Annotated in this window: 24 protein-coding genes; 1 reads left to right on the plus strand and 23 read right to left on the minus strand. The window is 57.0% G+C overall.

The genetic code is table 11. From position 1 onward, the window contains the following. The first annotated feature begins 60 nt into the window (after positions 1-60). Positions 61-2,895: an excinuclease ABC subunit UvrA gene (uvrA, locus tag JET17_RS24035; RefSeq protein ID WP_012316511.1), complete on the plus strand. Its 2,835-nt coding sequence runs from the start codon at positions 61-63 to the stop codon at positions 2,893-2,895. A gap of 67 nt (positions 2,896-2,962) precedes the next feature. Here the strand turns inward: uvrA and bfr are convergent, their stop codons facing one another. The 23 genes from bfr to rpsC all read right to left on the minus strand — a co-directional run bounded on the left by bfr (position 2,963) and on the right by rpsC (position 15,464). Further along, the gene (gene bfr / locus JET17_RS24040) at positions 2,963-3,427 is read right to left on the minus strand and encodes a bacterioferritin (RefSeq protein ID WP_012316512.1); all 465 of its coding nucleotides are present in this window, start codon (positions 3,425-3,427) and stop codon (positions 2,963-2,965) included. Between the two features lie 164 nt (positions 3,428-3,591). Next, on the minus strand, positions 3,592-5,031 hold the full coding sequence (locus tag JET17_RS24045) for a catalase (RefSeq protein WP_012316513.1): 1,440 nt from the start codon (positions 5,029-5,031) through the stop codon (positions 3,592-3,594). A 172-nt stretch (positions 5,032-5,203) separates the two neighbouring features. Beyond that, positions 5,204-5,590: a 50S ribosomal protein L17 gene (rplQ, locus tag JET17_RS24050; protein ID WP_003255451.1), complete on the minus strand. Its 387-nt coding sequence runs from the start codon at positions 5,588-5,590 to the stop codon at positions 5,204-5,206. 42 nt (positions 5,591-5,632) lie between these two features. Further along, positions 5,633-6,634, minus strand: coding sequence for a DNA-directed RNA polymerase subunit alpha (locus JET17_RS24055; RefSeq protein ID WP_003255452.1), 1,002 nt, complete (start codon positions 6,632-6,634; stop codon positions 5,633-5,635). Between the two features lie 22 nt (positions 6,635-6,656). Next, complete coding sequence (gene rpsD, locus JET17_RS24060; protein WP_012316514.1) at positions 6,657-7,277, minus strand: 30S ribosomal protein S4; 621 nt, start codon at positions 7,275-7,277, stop codon at positions 6,657-6,659. A gap of 15 nt (positions 7,278-7,292) precedes the next feature. Beyond that, entirely contained in the window at positions 7,293-7,682 is a 390-nt protein-coding gene (gene rpsK / locus JET17_RS24065) for a 30S ribosomal protein S11 (protein ID WP_003255454.1), read from the minus strand. 18 nt (positions 7,683-7,700) lie between these two features. Continuing rightward, positions 7,701-8,057 (minus strand): 30S ribosomal protein S13, encoded by a 357-nt coding sequence (gene rpsM / locus JET17_RS24070; RefSeq protein ID WP_012316515.1) that lies wholly within the window; start codon positions 8,055-8,057, stop codon positions 7,701-7,703. 131 nt (positions 8,058-8,188) lie between these two features. Beyond that, on the minus strand, positions 8,189-8,305 hold the full coding sequence (rpmJ, locus tag JET17_RS24075) for a 50S ribosomal protein L36 (RefSeq protein WP_002555468.1): 117 nt from the start codon (positions 8,303-8,305) through the stop codon (positions 8,189-8,191). A 28-nt stretch (positions 8,306-8,333) separates the two neighbouring features. Continuing rightward, positions 8,334-9,665, minus strand: a complete 1,332-nt coding sequence (secY, locus tag JET17_RS24080; RefSeq protein ID WP_003255459.1) for a preprotein translocase subunit SecY — start codon at positions 9,663-9,665, stop codon at positions 8,334-8,336. Then, complete coding sequence (gene rplO, locus JET17_RS24085; protein WP_003255461.1) at positions 9,666-10,100, minus strand: 50S ribosomal protein L15; 435 nt, start codon at positions 10,098-10,100, stop codon at positions 9,666-9,668. A gap of 3 nt (positions 10,101-10,103) precedes the next feature. Then, positions 10,104-10,280: a 50S ribosomal protein L30 gene (gene rpmD, locus JET17_RS24090; RefSeq protein ID WP_008089798.1), complete on the minus strand. Its 177-nt coding sequence runs from the start codon at positions 10,278-10,280 to the stop codon at positions 10,104-10,106. 2 nt (positions 10,281-10,282) lie between these two features. Beyond that, entirely contained in the window at positions 10,283-10,783 is a 501-nt protein-coding gene (gene rpsE / locus JET17_RS24095) for a 30S ribosomal protein S5 (protein ID WP_003255465.1), read from the minus strand. Between the two features lie 3 nt (positions 10,784-10,786). After that, positions 10,787-11,137 carry a 50S ribosomal protein L18 gene (gene rplR, locus JET17_RS24100; RefSeq protein WP_008089801.1) on the minus strand — a complete coding sequence of 117 codons (351 nt, stop codon included), beginning with the start codon at positions 11,135-11,137 and terminating at the stop codon, positions 10,787-10,789. Positions 11,138-11,147: 10 nt separating this feature from the next. Then, positions 11,148-11,681, minus strand: coding sequence for a 50S ribosomal protein L6 (rplF, locus tag JET17_RS24105; protein WP_009681972.1), 534 nt, complete (start codon positions 11,679-11,681; stop codon positions 11,148-11,150). 12 nt (positions 11,682-11,693) lie between these two features. Further along, positions 11,694-12,086, minus strand: coding sequence for a 30S ribosomal protein S8 (gene rpsH, locus JET17_RS24110; RefSeq protein WP_008089805.1), 393 nt, complete (start codon positions 12,084-12,086; stop codon positions 11,694-11,696). A 208-nt stretch (positions 12,087-12,294) separates the two neighbouring features. Next, positions 12,295-12,600, minus strand: a complete 306-nt coding sequence (gene rpsN / locus JET17_RS24115) for a 30S ribosomal protein S14 (protein ID WP_012316516.1) — start codon at positions 12,598-12,600, stop codon at positions 12,295-12,297. 13 nt (positions 12,601-12,613) lie between these two features. Next, entirely contained in the window at positions 12,614-13,153 is a 540-nt protein-coding gene (gene rplE, locus JET17_RS24120; protein ID WP_012316517.1) for a 50S ribosomal protein L5, read from the minus strand. A 20-nt stretch (positions 13,154-13,173) separates the two neighbouring features. Then, entirely contained in the window at positions 13,174-13,488 is a 315-nt protein-coding gene (gene rplX, locus JET17_RS24125) for a 50S ribosomal protein L24 (protein ID WP_003255476.1), read from the minus strand. Positions 13,489-13,499: 11 nt separating this feature from the next. Next, positions 13,500-13,868: a 50S ribosomal protein L14 gene (gene rplN / locus JET17_RS24130; RefSeq protein WP_008089810.1), complete on the minus strand. Its 369-nt coding sequence runs from the start codon at positions 13,866-13,868 to the stop codon at positions 13,500-13,502. A 23-nt stretch (positions 13,869-13,891) separates the two neighbouring features. Next, the gene (rpsQ, locus tag JET17_RS24135) at positions 13,892-14,158 is read right to left on the minus strand and encodes a 30S ribosomal protein S17 (RefSeq protein WP_008089812.1); all 267 of its coding nucleotides are present in this window, start codon (positions 14,156-14,158) and stop codon (positions 13,892-13,894) included. 2 nt (positions 14,159-14,160) lie between these two features. Further along, positions 14,161-14,352 carry a 50S ribosomal protein L29 gene (rpmC, locus tag JET17_RS24140; protein ID WP_002555481.1) on the minus strand — a complete coding sequence of 64 codons (192 nt, stop codon included), beginning with the start codon at positions 14,350-14,352 and terminating at the stop codon, positions 14,161-14,163. Beyond that, a complete protein-coding gene (gene rplP / locus JET17_RS24145; protein ID WP_003255479.1) occupies positions 14,352-14,765 on the minus strand; it encodes a 50S ribosomal protein L16 in 414 nt (137 codons plus the stop codon). The genes rpmC and rplP overlap by 1 nt, the downstream gene beginning before the upstream one ends. Before the next feature lie 12 nt (positions 14,766-14,777). After that, complete coding sequence (gene rpsC / locus JET17_RS24150) at positions 14,778-15,464, minus strand: 30S ribosomal protein S3 (RefSeq protein WP_003255481.1); 687 nt, start codon at positions 15,462-15,464, stop codon at positions 14,778-14,780. Positions 15,465-15,467: the final 3 nt, after the last annotated feature.

Below are 15,467 nucleotides of genomic sequence, written 5' to 3' on the forward strand. Positions count from 1 at the left end.
TGCCGCGTACTGGCAGCGCGCCGTATACTTCCTTGTTTATGCCCGCCAAGCGAGGCCGCAGTGGACAAGATCCTGATTCGTGGGGCACGTACCCACAACCTGAAGAACATCGACCTGACCCTGCCGCGGGACAAGCTGATCGTGATCACCGGTTTGTCCGGATCCGGGAAGTCTTCCCTGGCATTCGATACCTTGTACGCCGAGGGTCAGCGCCGCTATGTGGAATCGCTGTCGGCCTACGCCCGGCAATTCCTGTCGATGATGGAAAAACCTGACGTCGACACCATCGAAGGCCTGTCGCCAGCTATCTCAATCGAGCAGAAGTCGACTTCGCACAATCCGCGTTCGACGGTAGGTACCATCACCGAAATCTACGACTATCTACGCCTGCTTTATGCTCGCGTGGGTACTCCGCGCTGCCCGGACCACGACATTCCGCTGGAGGCGCAGACCATCAGCCAGATGGTCGACCTGGTCCTGGAGCGCCCGGAAGGCAGCAAGCTGATGCTGCTGGCACCGGTGATCCGTGAGCGCAAGGGCGAGCACCTGGCAGTGTTCGACGAACTGCGTGCCCAGGGCTTCGTTCGGGCCCGCGTCAACGGCAAGCTCTACGAACTCGACGAACTGCCCAAGCTGGACAAGCAGAAGAAGCACAGCATCGATGTAGTAGTGGACCGCTTCAAGGTCCGCGCCGACCTGCAACAACGCCTTGCCGAGTCATTCGAGACCGCACTCAAGCTGGCCGACGGCATCGCCCTGGTTGCACCGATGGACGATGAAGAAGGCGAAGAGACGATCTTCTCCGCCCGCTTCGCCTGCCCGGTCTGCGGCCATGCGATCAGCGAGCTGGAGCCCAAGCTGTTCTCCTTCAACAACCCGGCTGGCGCCTGCCCGACCTGCGATGGCCTGGGGGTGAAGCAATTTTTCGATATCAAGCGTCTGGTCAACAGCGAGCTGACACTGGCCGAGGGTGCTATCCGCGGCTGGGATCGGCGCAACGTCTATTACTTCCAGATGCTTGGCTCGCTGGCAGCGCATTACGGGTTCAGCCTGGAGGAGCCGTTCGGCGAGCTGTCGGCCGAACACCAGAAAGTGATCCTGCAAGGCAGCGGCAAGCAGAGCGTCGACTTCAAATACCTGAACGACCGTGGCGATATCGTCAAGCGTTCGCATCCGTTCGAAGGGATCGTGCCCAACCTCGAGCGGCGTTACCGCGAGACTGAGTCGGCCACGGTGCGTGAGGAGCTGGCCAAGTTTCTTGGCACCCAGCCCTGCCCCGACTGCCGCGGCACCCGCCTGCGCCGGGAAGCGCGTCATGTCTGGGTAGGCGAAAAAACCCTGCCAGCGGTGACCAACCTGCCTATCGGAGAAGCCAGCAGCTACTTCGGCGAGCTGACCTTGGCTGGGCGTCGTGGTGAAATTGCTGCAAAGATCCTCAAGGAAATCTGCGAACGCCTACAGTTTCTGGTCAACGTTGGCTTGGACTACCTCACCCTGGATCGCAGTGCCGACACCTTGTCCGGCGGCGAAGCGCAGCGGATCCGCCTTGCGAGCCAGATTGGTGCGGGGCTGGTCGGGGTGATGTATATCCTTGATGAACCGTCCATCGGTCTTCATCAACGCGACAACGACCGCCTGCTCGCCACCCTCAACCACCTGCGTGATCTGGGTAACACCGTGATCGTGGTCGAGCACGATGAAGACGCCATTCGCCTGGCCGACTACGTGGTGGACATCGGCCCAGGTGCCGGCGTACACGGTGGTCAGATCGTCGCCGAGGGCACGCCGCAAGAAGTCATGGCGCATCCCGACTCGCTGACCGGGAAGTACCTGTCTGGCCGCAAGAAAATCGCTGTCCCGGCCAAACGCACACCCCGCGACAAAAAGCTGTCCCTCAAGCTCAAGGGTGCGCGTGGCAACAACCTGCAGAACGTTGATCTGGAAATTCCGATCGGCCTGCTGACGTGCGTGACTGGCGTATCCGGCTCGGGCAAGTCGACGCTGATCAACAACACGCTGTACCCACTCGCCGCTACCGCCCTCAATGGTGCGAGCAGCCTTGAAGCCGCCCCGCACAGCAACATGGATGGCCTGCAGCACCTGGACAAGGTTGTCGATATCGACCAGAGCCCGATCGGCCGCACACCGCGTTCGAACCCGGCGACCTATACCGGCATCTTTACCCCGATTCGCGAGCTGTTTTCCGGCGTACCGGAATCGCGGTCGCGCGGCTACGGCCCAGGGCGTTTCTCATTCAACGTCAAGGGCGGGCGTTGCGAGGCGTGCCAAGGCGATGGGCTGATCAAGGTGGAAATGCACTTCCTGCCGGATATCTACGTGCCGTGCGACGTGTGCAAGAGCAAGCGCTACAACCGCGAAACCCTGGAGATCAAATACAAGGGCAAGAATATCCACGAGGTCCTGGAAATGACCATCGAGGATGCGCGCGAATTCTTCGATGCGGTGCCGGCACTGGCGCGCAAGCTGCAAACCCTGATGGATGTAGGCCTGTCTTACATCAAACTGGGGCAGTCGGCGACCACACTGTCGGGCGGTGAAGCGCAAAGGGTCAAGCTCTCACGCGAGCTGTCCAAGCGCGATACCGGCAAAACGCTGTACATCCTTGACGAGCCAACTACGGGCCTGCACTTCGCTGATATCCAGCAGTTGCTGGATGTTTTGCACCGCCTGCGCGACCACGGCAATACCGTGGTGGTTATCGAACACAACCTCGATGTGATCAAGACCGCGGACTGGTTGGTTGACCTGGGCCCGGAGGGTGGTTCAAAGGGTGGGCAAATTATTGCCAGCGGCACCCCGGAGGAGCTGGCCAAGATGAAGCAGTCATACACAGGACACTATCTCAAACCGCTTCTGGAGCGTGACCGGGCCTGATCTGCCTGTGCATGAAAAAGCCCCTGGTACCGATGGTGCCAGGGGCTCTTTTTTATCTGTGGATAACTTACATCTGCGACTGCAGGTAGTTTTCCAGACCGATGGCCTTGATCAGGCCCTGCTGCTTCTCAAGCCAGTAGGTGTGATCCTCTTCGGTATCGGCCAGCTGGGCACGCAGGATATCGCGACTGATGTAATCCTTGTGAAGCTCGCACAGCTCGATGCCCTTGCACAGGGCCGCACGAACCTTGTACTCGAGCTTGAGGTCCGCTTCGATCATTTCCGGCACTGTACTGCCCACTTCCAGATCATCCGCGCGCATATCGGGGGTGCCTTCGAGCATGAGGATACGCCGCATAAGCGCATCGGCGTGCTGGGTTTCCTCTTCCATCTCATGGTTGATGCGTTCGTAGAGCTTGGACAGGCCCCAGTCTTCGTACATGCGCGAGTGAATGAAGTACTGATCGCGTGCGGCCAGTTCGCCCTTCAGCAACGTGACGAGATAATTGATTACGTCCGGGTGACCTTGCATCGCCCTGATTCTCCGTGTGGATACGTCTAATGAGACATAGTTTGAACCAGGAATTGCTTGCGGTCACTGAAAAATGCGCAATCAGGAGCAAAAAATCGGGCAAACAGTAGTGATATTCATTGAAAAACCGCCCAAATGAGGGCGGTTCTTCTTATCACTTCGAGTTAAGCGAGATTCACGCCCAGTGCCTTGGCGATGCCTTCACCGTAAGCTGGATCAGCCCTGAAGAAGTACTGCAACTGACGTTGGATGACATCTTGAGTGACGCCTGCCATTGTTCCTGCGATGTTGCTGATCAGCAGTGCCTTTTGCTCATCGCTCATCAAACGGAACAGTGCACCGGCGTGGCTGTAGTAGTCGTTGTCCTCACGGTGATCGTAGCGATCAGCCGCTCCCTTGAGAGCCAGTGCAGGTTCGCCATGGCCAGGCGACTGCTTAGGCGCGTCGCCATAGCTATTGGGCTCGTAATTGGGCGCACTGCCATAACTACCGAGAGCCATCGATCCATCACGCTGGTAACTATTGACCGGGCAGCGTGGCGCGTTGACGGGCAACTGCTGGTGGTTGGTGCCCACGCGGTAACGGTGCGCATCGGCATAGGCGAAGACGCGGCCCTGCAGCATGCGATCTGGCGACAGCCCCACCCCCGGCACCATGTTGCTCGGACCAAACGCTGCCTGCTCCACTTCGGCGAAATAGTTCAGCGGATTGCGATTGAGCTCCAGGACACCTACCTCGATCAACGGATAGTCCTTCTGCGACCAGGTCTTGGTCACATCGAACGGATTTTCGTCGCGACTGGCCGCCTCCTCTTCAGTCATGACCTGAATGCACACGGTCCAACGCGGGTAGTCTGCGCGTTCGATCGCCTCGAACAGGTCGCGTTGGGCGTAGTCAGGGTCTGTACCGGCCAGGCGGGCAGCATCAGCGGGGGTAAGGTTCTTGATGCCTTGCTGGGTCTTGAAGTGCCATTTGACCCAAGTACGCTCGCCAATAGCGCTGATCAGGCTGTAGGTGTGGCTGCCGAAGCCGTGCATGTGACGGTAGCCATCCGGAATTCCGCGATCGGAGAACAGAATGGTGACCTGGTGCAGCGCCTCAGGCGAGTGCGACCAGAAGTCCCACATCATCTGGGCGTCTTTCAGGTTGGTTTGCGGCTGGCGCTTCTGGGTGTGGATAAAGTCCGGGAACTTGAGCGGGTCACGGATGAAGAAAACTGGGGTGTTGTTACCCACGATGTCCCAGTTGCCTTCCTCGGTGTAAAACTTTACCGCAAAGCCACGAGGATCACGCTCGGTGTCTGCCGAACCGCGCTCGCCACCGACGGTGGAAAAGCGCAGGAAGGTTTCAGTCTGCTTACCAATCGTGTCGAACAGCTTGGCCTTGGTATATCGAGTGATGTCCTGGGTGACAGTAAAGGTGCCGTAGGCTCCCGAGCCCTTGGCGTGTACACGACGCTCAGGGATGTTCTCCCGATTGAAATGAGCGAGCTTCTCGATCAGGTGGAAATCGTCGAGCAACAGCGGGCCGCGCGGGCCAGCAGAGCGGGAATTCTGATTGTCAGCTACGGGTGCACCGCTGGCGGTGGTGAGAATCTTGCTCATGGGCTCTCCATATCGGTCTTGGACTGCCGGCTAATCGGCTTGGATAGGAGTATCGACGAACGGCTTTTTCAGAACAAATTCATTACATGACTTGTATCAATAGAAATAAACAATACCTGCAGAAACAAAAAACCGGGCACTAGGCCCGGTTTTTTGTAGCAGACGGAACGTCTTACTCGGCAGCTTCTACAGCACCACCGACCGGACGATCAACCAGCTCGACGTACGCCATAGGCGCGTTGTCGCCAGCGCGGAAACCGCACTTCAGGATGCGCAGGTAGCCGCCCTGACGGGTGGCGTAACGCTTGCCCAGATCGTTGAACAGTTTGCCAACAGCAGACTTCGAACGGGTACGGTCGAAGGCCAGACGGCGGTTAGCAACGCTGTCTTCCTTGGCCAGGGTGATCAGCGGCTCGGCAACGCGGCGCAGTTCCTTGGCTTTCGGCAGGGTGGTTTTGATCAGCTCGTGCTCGATCAGCGACACAGCCATGTTCTGGAACATAGCTTTGCGGTGAGAGCTGGTACGGCTCAGGTGACGTCCACTTTTACGATGACGCATGATTCATTCCTTACCAAACACTACGTTCGGTGATTACGACGATCAGGCGGTCGCCTTGTCGTCTTTCTTAAGACTTGCAGGCGGCCAGTTGTCGAGGCGCATGCCGAGAGACAGACCACGAGAGGCCAGCACGTCCTTGATTTCAGTCAGGGACTTCTTGCCCAGGTTAGGAGTCTTCAACAGCTCTACTTCGGTACGCTGAATCAGGTCGCCGATGTAGTAGATGTTCTCCGCCTTGAGGCAGTTGGCCGAACGTACAGTCAGTTCCAGGTCGTCAACCGGACGTAGCAGGATCGGATCGATCTCGTCTTCCTGCTCGACTACGACAGGCTCGCTGTCACCTTTGAGGTCGACGAACGCGGCCAGCTGCTGTTGCAGGATGGTCGCAGCGCGGCGGATAGCCTCTTCAGGGTCCAGGGTGCCGTTGGTTTCCAGATCAATGACCAGCTTGTCCAGGTTGGTACGCTGTTCAACACGGGCGTTCTCGACCACATAGGCGATACGACGCACCGGGCTGAACGAAGCGTCCAGCTGCAGACGGCCAATGCTACGGCTTTCGTCTTCGTCGGTTTGACGGGAGTCAGCCGGCTCGTAACCGCGACCACGAGCTACAGTGAGCTTCATGTTCAGGGCGCCGTTGGACGCCAGGTTCGCGATTACGTGATCGGGGTTGACGATCTCGACATCGTGATCCAGCTGAATATCGGCAGCGGTAACCACCCCCGAACCCTTTTTCGACAAGGTCAGCGTAACTTCGTCACGACCGTGCAGTTTGATAGCCAGACCTTTAAGGTTCAACAGGATTTCAATTACGTCTTCCTGTACACCTTCGATCGCGGAGTACTCATGGAGTACGCCATCGATCTCGGCCTCGACTACTGCACAGCCAGGCATGGAGGACAACAAGATGCGGCGCAGCGCGTTGCCCAGGGTATGGCCGAAGCCACGCTCGAGAGGCTCGAGCGTGATCTTGGCGCGGGTCGGACTGACTACCTGCACATCAATATGGCGGGGAGTCAGGAACTCATTTACCGAAATCTGCATGGATGCACCTATTTTCTAGCCCTTACTTGGAGTAGAGCTCGACAATCAGGTTTTCGTTGATGTCGGCAGACAGGTCGCCGCGAGCAGGAACGTTCTTGAAAACGCCCGACTTCTTAGCGGAATCTACGTCTACCCACTCAACGCGGCCACGCTGGGCGCACAGTTCAAGGGCTTGAACAATGCGCAGCTGGTTCGACGACTTCTCGCGAACCGCGACCACGTCACCCGGACGAACTTGGTAGGATGGAATGTTTACAGTCTTACCGTTGACGCTGATCGCTTTGTGCGAAACCAGCTGACGGGACTCGGAACGAGTCGAGCCGAAGCCCATACGGTAGACGACGTTATCCAGACGGCACTCGAGCAGTTGCAGCAGGTTCTCACCGGTTGCGCCTTTTTTCGAGGCAGCAGCCTGGTAGTAACCGCGGAACTGACGCTCCAGAACACCGTAGATACGACGAACTTTTTGTTTCTCGCGCAGCTGGGTACCGTAGTCGGACTGACGGCCACGGCGCTGGCCGTGGATACCTGGGGCTGCTTCGATGTTGCACTTCGATTCCAGAGCGCGAACGCCGCTCTTCAGGAACAGGTCGGTGCCTTCACGACGAGACAGTTTGCATTTTGGACCAATGTAACGTGCCATTCTTCTGTCTCCTGATTACACGCGGCGCTTCTTCGGCGGACGGCACCCGTTGTGCGGGATTGGCGTCACGTCGGTGATGCTGGCGATCTTGTAGCCGCAGCTGTTCAATGCACGAACGGCGGACTCACGACCTGGACCTGGACCCTTGACGTTTACGTCGAGGTTCTTAAGACCGTATTCCAGCGCAGCTTGACCAGCACGCTCAGCAGCGATCTGAGCTGCGAACGGGGTGGATTTGCGCGAACCACGGAAACCCGAGCCACCGGAGGTCGCCCAGGACAAAGCATTGCCCTGACGGTCGGTGATGGTCACGATGGTGTTGTTGAAAGACGCATGGATGTGGGCGATGCCATCAACCACTGTCTTTTTGACTTTCTTACGAGGACGAGCAGCAGGTTTTGCCATGTCTATATTCCTGGGCGATTACTTGCGGATCGGCTTACGCGGGCCCTTACGGGTGCGTGCGTTGGTCTTGGTGCGCTGACCGCGAACCGGCAGACCTTTACGATGACGCAGGCCGCGGTAGCAACCCAGGTCCATCAAGCGCTTGATCTTCATGTTGACGTCACGACGCAGGTCACCTTCGGTGGTGAACTTCGCAACTTCGCCACGCAGGGTTTCGATTTGCTCGTCGCTCAGATCCTTGATCTTAGCGGCTGGATTTACACCAGCATCTGCACAGATCTTCTGTGCAGTTGTGCGACCGACACCATAGATGTAGGTCAGCGAGATAACAGTATGCTTGTTATCTGGAATGTTGACGCCTGCAATACGGGCCATTCAGTGGGACTCCAATTGACAGCTACCTACGCCCCGGAAGCCAAGAAATAGGGCGCGAGATAATATCGCTGTAGAAACGAATAATCAACCCAGCAGCACACTAGCTGCTGGGTTTGAAACGCAGATCACACTCAGCCTTGGCGCTGTTTGTGACGCGGTTCCGCGCTGCAGATCACTCGCACGACGCCTTCGCGACGGATGATCTTGCAGTTGCGGCACAGCTTTTTCACCGATGCACGAACTTTCATTACCGACTCCTCGAACCTTAGGGGCGTATCAGCGCAGCAAACCGCTGCCACCGTAGCCTTTCAGGTTGGCTTTCTTCATCAGGGATTCGTACTGGTGCGAAACGAGGTGCGATTGTACTTGGGACATGAAGTCCATCACAACCACTACCACAATCAGCAACGAGGTCCCGCCAAGGTAGAACGGCACATTTGCTGCCACCACCAGGAACTGGGGCAGAAGGCAGACGGCCATCATGTAAAGAGCACCGAACATGGTCAGACGAGTCAGAACGCCATCAATATAGCGCGCCGACTGCTCACCAGGACGGATACCCGGAATAAAGGCACCGGACTTCTTCAGGTTTTCCGCTACGTCTTTCGGGTTGAACATCAACGCTGTGTAGAAGAAGCAGAAGAAAATGATCCCTGCACTAAACAGCAGAATATTCAACGGCTGACCAGGAGCGATCGACTGCGAGATGTCCTGCAGCCAGCCCATACCTTCGGACTGACCGAACCAGGCACCCAGCGAAGCCGGGAACAGCAGAATGCTGCTCGCGAAAATGGCCGGGATAACCCCCGCCATGTTCACTTTCAGCGGCAAGTGGCTGGTCTGCGCTGCAAAGACCTTGCGGCCCTGCTGACGCTTGGCGTAGTGAACGGCGATACGACGCTGACCACGCTCAATGAACACCACAAAACCGATAATCGCTACTGCCAGCAAACCGATAGCGACCAGGGCGAAGATGTTGATATCGCCTGTGCGCGCAGACTCGAAAGACTGCCCGATTGCTCTCGGAAGACCGGCAACGATACCTGCGAAGATCAACATCGAGATACCGTTGCCCACACCGCGCTCGGTGATCTGCTCACCCAGCCACATCATGAACATCGCGCCTGCCACAAACGTGGAAACCGCGACGACATGGAAGCCAAGGCCCGCAGAAAACGCCACGCCCTGGTTGGCCAGGCCAATGGACATGCCAATAGCTTGAACCAGCGCCAGAATAACGGTGCCGTAGCGGGTGTACTGGCTGATCTTGCGACGGCCAGCTTCACCTTCCTTCTTCAACTGCTCCAGTTGCGGGCTGACCGCCGTCATCAGCTGCATGATGATCGATGCCGAGATGTACGGCATGATCCCCAATGCAAAAATGCTCATGCGCTCAAGCGCGCCACCGGAAAACATGTTGAACAAGCTAAGAATGGTCCCCTCATTCTGCCGAAACAGATCCGCCAGACGGTCCGGATTGATGCCTGGAACCGGGATATGCGCACCTATCCGATAGACGATGATCGCCATGAACAGAAAGCGCAGACGAGCCCAGAGTTCCGACATCCCGCCCTTACCGAGCGAAGAGAGAGCACCTTGCTTAGCCATTTATTCCTCGAATTTGCCGCCAGCTGCTTCGATAGCCGCACGCGCACCCTTGGTGGCTGCGATACCCTTGATGGTGACTGCGCGAGTAACTTCGCCAGACAGCATGATTTTCACACGCTGAATGTGCTGGTTGATCACGTTGGCATCCTTCAGGGATTGCACGGAGATCACGTCACCTTCCACTTTGGCCAGCTCGGACAGACGCACTTCTGCGCGGTCCATGGCTTTCAGAGAAACGAAGCCGAATTTCGGCAGGCGACGGTGCAGCGGCTGTTGACCGCCTTCGAAGCCCGGAGCGATCGAACCACCCGAACGGGAGGTCTGACCTTTGTGGCCACGGCCGCCGGTCTTACCCAGACCGCTACCGATACCACGACCCGGACGATGCTTTTCGCGACGGGAACCCGGCGCTGGACTCAGATCATTGAGTTTCATCGATTAACCCTCGACGCGCAGCATGTAGTAAGCCTTGTTGATCATCCCGCGGTTCTCGGGAGTATCCTGGACTTCTACAGTGTGACCGATGCGACGCAGACCCAGACCTTTAACGCACAGTTTGTGGTTAGGGATACGGCCCGAGACGCTCTTGATCAGCGTTACTTTTACGGTTGCCATGATCAGAAGATCTCCTCAACGCTCTTGCCGCGCTTGGCAGCAATGGACTCAGGAGATTGCATGGCTTTCAGACCCTTGAAGGTGGCGTAAACCACGTTCACTGGGTTGGTCGAACCGTAGCACTTGGCCAGGACGTTCTGAACACCAGCAACTTCCAGGACAGCACGCATGGCGCCGCCGGCGATGATACCGGTACCTTCCGAAGCAGGCTGCATGTAAACCTTCGAGGCGCCGTGGGCGGCCTTGGTGGCGTACTGCAGGGTGGTGCCCTTCAGGTCAACCTGGATCATGTTGCGACGAGCAGCTTCCATGGCTTTCTGAATCGCGGCAGGTACTTCGCGCGATTTGCCACGGCCGAAGCCGACGCGACCTTTACCGTCACCAACCACGGTCAGCGCGGTGAAGGTGAAGATACGGCCGCCTTTAACGGTTTTAGCTACGCGGTTAACTTGAACCAGCTTCTCGATGTAGCCTTCGTCGCGCTTTTGATCGTTATTTGCCATAACTTAGAACTCCAGCCCGCCTTCACGAGCAGCATCAGCCAGCGCTTTGACGCGGCCATGGTACTTGAAGCCGGAACGGTCAAAGGCAACTTGAGATACACCGGCGGCTTTCGCACGCTCAGCTACCAGCTTGCCAACCTTAGTGGCCGCGTCGATGTTGCCAGTGGCGCCATCACGCAGGTCTTTGTCCAAGGTCGAGGCGCTTGCCAAAACCTTGCTGCCGTCGGCCGAAATGACCTGGGCGTAGATGTGCTGCGAGGAGCGGAACACGCACAGGCGCACGACTTCGAGTTCGTGCATCTTGAGACGTGCTTTGCGAGCGCGACGCAGTCGAGTAACTTTTTTGTCGGTCATTTGCTAGGCCCTACTTCTTCTTGGCTTCTTTACGACGGACTACTTCGTCCGCGTAACGCACACCCTTGCCTTTGTAAGGCTCTGGCGGACGGAAGTCGCGGATTTCAGCGGCCACCTGACCTACCAGCTGCTTGTCGATACCCTTGATCAGGATGTCGGTTTGGCTGGGAGTTTCAGCAGTGATACCGGCTGGCAGTTCGTAGTCCACTGGATGCGAGAAGCCCAGAGCCAGGTTCAGGACGGTGCCTTTAGCCTGTGCCTTGTAACCAACACCGACCAGCTGGAGCTTGCGCTCAAAGCCTTGGCTTACGCCCTGGACCATGTTGTTGACCAGAGCACGGGTAGTACCGGCCATGGCGCGAGCTTGCTGATCACCGTTGCGAGCGACGAAACGCAGTTCGCCGGACTCTTCGGTAACTTCAACAGACGAGTGAACGTTCAGTTCGAGAGTGCCTTTGGCACCCTTCACCGAAAGCTGCTGACCGGCGAATTTGACTTCGACACCAGCTGGCAGCTTAACGGGGTTCTTAGCGACGCGAGACATGCCTATCTCCCCTTAGAACACTGTGCACAGAACTTCGCCGCCGACACCGGCAGCGCGCGCAGCGCGGTCAGTCATCACACCTTTGTTGGTGGAGACGATAGACACGCCCAGGCCGCCACGAACTTTCGGCAGGTCTGTGACGGACTTGTACTGGCGCAGGCCAGGACGGCTGGAACGCTTCAGTTCCTCGATGACCGGACGGCCTTCGAAGTACTTGAGTTCGATCGACAGGGACGGCTTGGCCTCACCAGTAACCTGGTAGCCAGCGATGTAACCTTCGTCTTTCAGAACTTTGGCAACCGCGACCTTCAGAGTGGAGGAAGGCATGCTTACGACGGACTTTTCAGCCATCTGGGCATTACGGATGCGAGTTAGCATGTCCGCTAACGGGTCCTGCATACTCATGGGCTAGATGCTCCTGATACAAGAATTATTAGCCTTGCGGCTATCACAACCACCCAAGCGGGCAGGGTAAAAACCCGGGCTCAGGTGAGCCGGTCATTCTAGACACAAGACAGAAACGAAACAAGCCCCATGAAGGGGCTTGTTTGTTGGCGAGAACACCGGCGGTCGGAAGATTACTCCCCTTCCGCCAGAGTCACACCTGCAGCGATTACCAGGAGGCCTTGACCAGACCCGGTACGTCACCGCGCATTGCAGCTTGACGCAGCATGTTACGGCCCAAGCCGAACTTACGGTATACACCGTGAGGACGACCGGTCAGGCGGCAACGGTTGCGCAGACGCGCAGCGCTGGCATCACGTGGCTGCTTCTGCAGAGCGACAACGGCAGCGAAACGCTCTTCAGGAGAGGCGTTCAGGTTGACGATGGTCGCTTTCAGCTCAGCACGCTTTTTGGCGAACTTGGCTACCGTGAGCTGACGCTTCAGCTCGCGGTTTTTCATGCTCTTCTTGGCCATTTTCCTACTCCAATCAGTTGCGGAACGGGAATTTGAATGCACGCAGCAGAGCGCGGCCTTCGTCATCCGAACGAGCAGTGGTGGTCAGGGTGATGTCCAAACCGCGCAGAGCATCGATCTTGTCGTAATCGATTTCCGGGAAGATGATCTGCTCTTTCACGCCCATGCTGTAGTTGCCACGACCATCGAAGGACTTGGCATTCAGGCCGCGGAAGTCGCGGACCCGAGGCAGGGAGATCGCCAGCAGGCGGTCCAGGAATTCGTACATCTTTTCGCGACGCAGGGTCACCTTGACGCCGATCGGCCATCCTTCACGGACTTTGAAGCCCGCGATGGATTTACGAGCGAAAGTCACAACCGGCTTTTGACCGGTGATCTTTTCCAGGTCAGCAACAGCGTGCTCGATGACTTTCTTGTCGCCGATCGCTTCGCCCAGACCCATGTTCAGGGTGATCTTGGTAACGCGCGGAACTTCCATCACGTTCGACAGCTTAAGTTCTTCCTTAAGCTTAGGAGCGATCTCGTTCCGGTAAATCTCTTTCAGTCGTGCCATGGTCTTCTACCTAGCAGTGTTCAAGCATCAACCGCTTTTTGGGTCGACTTGAAGACACGAATTTTCTTACCGTCTTCTACTTTGAAACCAACGCGGTCAGCCTTGTTGGTTTCGCCATTGAAGATGGCAACGTTGGAAGCGTGCAGAGGCGCTTCTTTTTCGACGATACCGCCCTGAACGCCCGCCATCGGGTTAGGCTTGGTATGACGCTTGACCAGGTTCACACCACCGATGACCAGACGGTCGTCAGCGAGAACCTTCAGCACCTTACCGCGCTTACCTTTGTCTTTGCCGGCGATCACGATGATCTCGTCGTCACGACGAATCTTTTGCATGTCGGATCTCCTTACAGCACTTCAGGGGCGAGCGAGACGATCTTCATGAACTTCTCAGTACGAAGTTCACGGGTCACTGGCCCGAAGATGCGAGTGCCGATCGGCTCTTGCTTGGTGTTCAGCAGAACAGCAGCGTTGCCGTCGAAACGAATGATGGAACCGTCAGCGCGACGTACACCGTGACGGGTACGGACGACAACAGCGGTCATCACCTGGCCTTTTTTGACCTTACCGCGCGGAATTGCTTCCTTGACGGTTACTTTGATGATGTCACCGATGCCGGCGTAACGGCGGTGCGAACCGCCGAGCACCTTGATGCACATGACGCGACGAGCGCCGCTGTTATCGGCCACATCGAGCATGGATTGAGTCTGAATCATAAAATTTCTCCGACCCCTAGCCCTTAGACTTCAACAGCGCGTTCGAGGACTTCAACCAGTGCCCAGGACTTGGTCTTGGCCAGCGGACGGGTTTCACGGATGGAAACCTTGTCGCCGATTTTGCACTGGTTGGATTCGTCGTGCGCGTGCAGCTTAGTCGAACGCTTAACGTATTTACCGTAGATCGGGTGCTTGACGCGACGCTCGATCAGAACGGTGATGGTCTTGTCCATTTTGTCGCTGACGACACGGCCAGTCAGCGTACGGACGGTTTTTTCAGCTTCAGCCATGATCACTTACCTGCCTGCTGGTTAAGCACAGTTTTCACGCGAGCGATGTCACGCTTAACTTGCGAGAGCAGGTGCGACTGCCCCAACTGGCCAGTTGCCTTCTGCATACGCAGATTGAACTGGTCGCGCAGCAAGCCGAGCAGTTGCTCATTCAGTTGCTGTGCAGATTTTTCACGAAGTTCATTCGCTTTCATCACATCACCGTCCGCTTAACAAAGGAGGTGGCGAGAGGCAGCTTTGCAGCAGCCAGGGCGAAAGCTTCGCGCGCCAGCTCTTCAGAAACACCCTCGATCTCGTACAGGACTTTGCCTGGCTGGATCTGGGCAACCCAGTATTCCACGGAACCCTTACCTTTACCCATACGAACCTCGAGAGGCTTCTTGGAGATCGGCTTGTCCGGGAAGACACGGATCCAGATCTTGCCGCCACGCTTAACGTGACGGGTCAGAGCACGACGTGCCGACTCGATCTGGCGGGCGGTGAGGCGACCGCGAGCAACAGCTTTCAGGGCGAATTCGCCGAAGCTGACTTTGCTACCGCGCAGTGCCAGACCACGGTTGTGGCCGGTCATCTGCTTGCGGAATTTTGTACGCTTTGGTTGCAACATTTGGCGTACCCCTTACTTAGCAGCTTTTTTACGAGGCGCTGGTGCTTGTGGTTTCAGTTCTTCTTGGCGACCACCAATAACTTCGCCTTTGAAGATCCAAACCTTCACACCGATCACACCGTAAGTGGTGTGAGCTTCGTAGGTGTTGTAGTCGATATCGGCACGCAGGGTGTGCAGAGGCACACGACCTTCGCGATACCACTCGGTACGAGCAATCTCAGCACCGCCGAGACGACCGCTCACCTGGATCTTGATGCCCTTGGCACCAATACGCATGGCGTTCTGTACGGCGCGCTTCATGGCGCGACGGAACATTACGCGGCGTTCCAGCTGCTGAGCTACGCTCTGCGCAACCAGCATAGCGTCGAGTTCCGGCTTGCGGATCTCTTCGATGTTGATGTGCACAGGCACACCCATCTGCTTGGTCAGGTCCTGACGCAGCTTCTCGACATCCTCACCTTTCTTACCGATAACGATACCGGGACGAGCGGTGTGGATGGTGATGCGTGCAGTTTGAGCCGGACGATGAATATCGATACGGCTTACGGACGCGCTTTTTAGTTTGTCTTGGAGGTACTCACGCGTTTTCAGATCCTTCAAGAGGTAATCTGCGTAAGTAGCACCGTCTGCGTACCAGACGGAGGTGTGCTCCTTGACGATTCCCAGGCGAATGCCAGTGGGATGTACTTTCTGACCCATCTG

Origin of the sequence: Pseudomonas putida (assembly GCF_016406145.1) — a bacterium.
Taxonomy (GTDB): Bacteria; Pseudomonadota; Gammaproteobacteria; order Pseudomonadales; family Pseudomonadaceae; genus Aquipseudomonas; species Aquipseudomonas putida_E.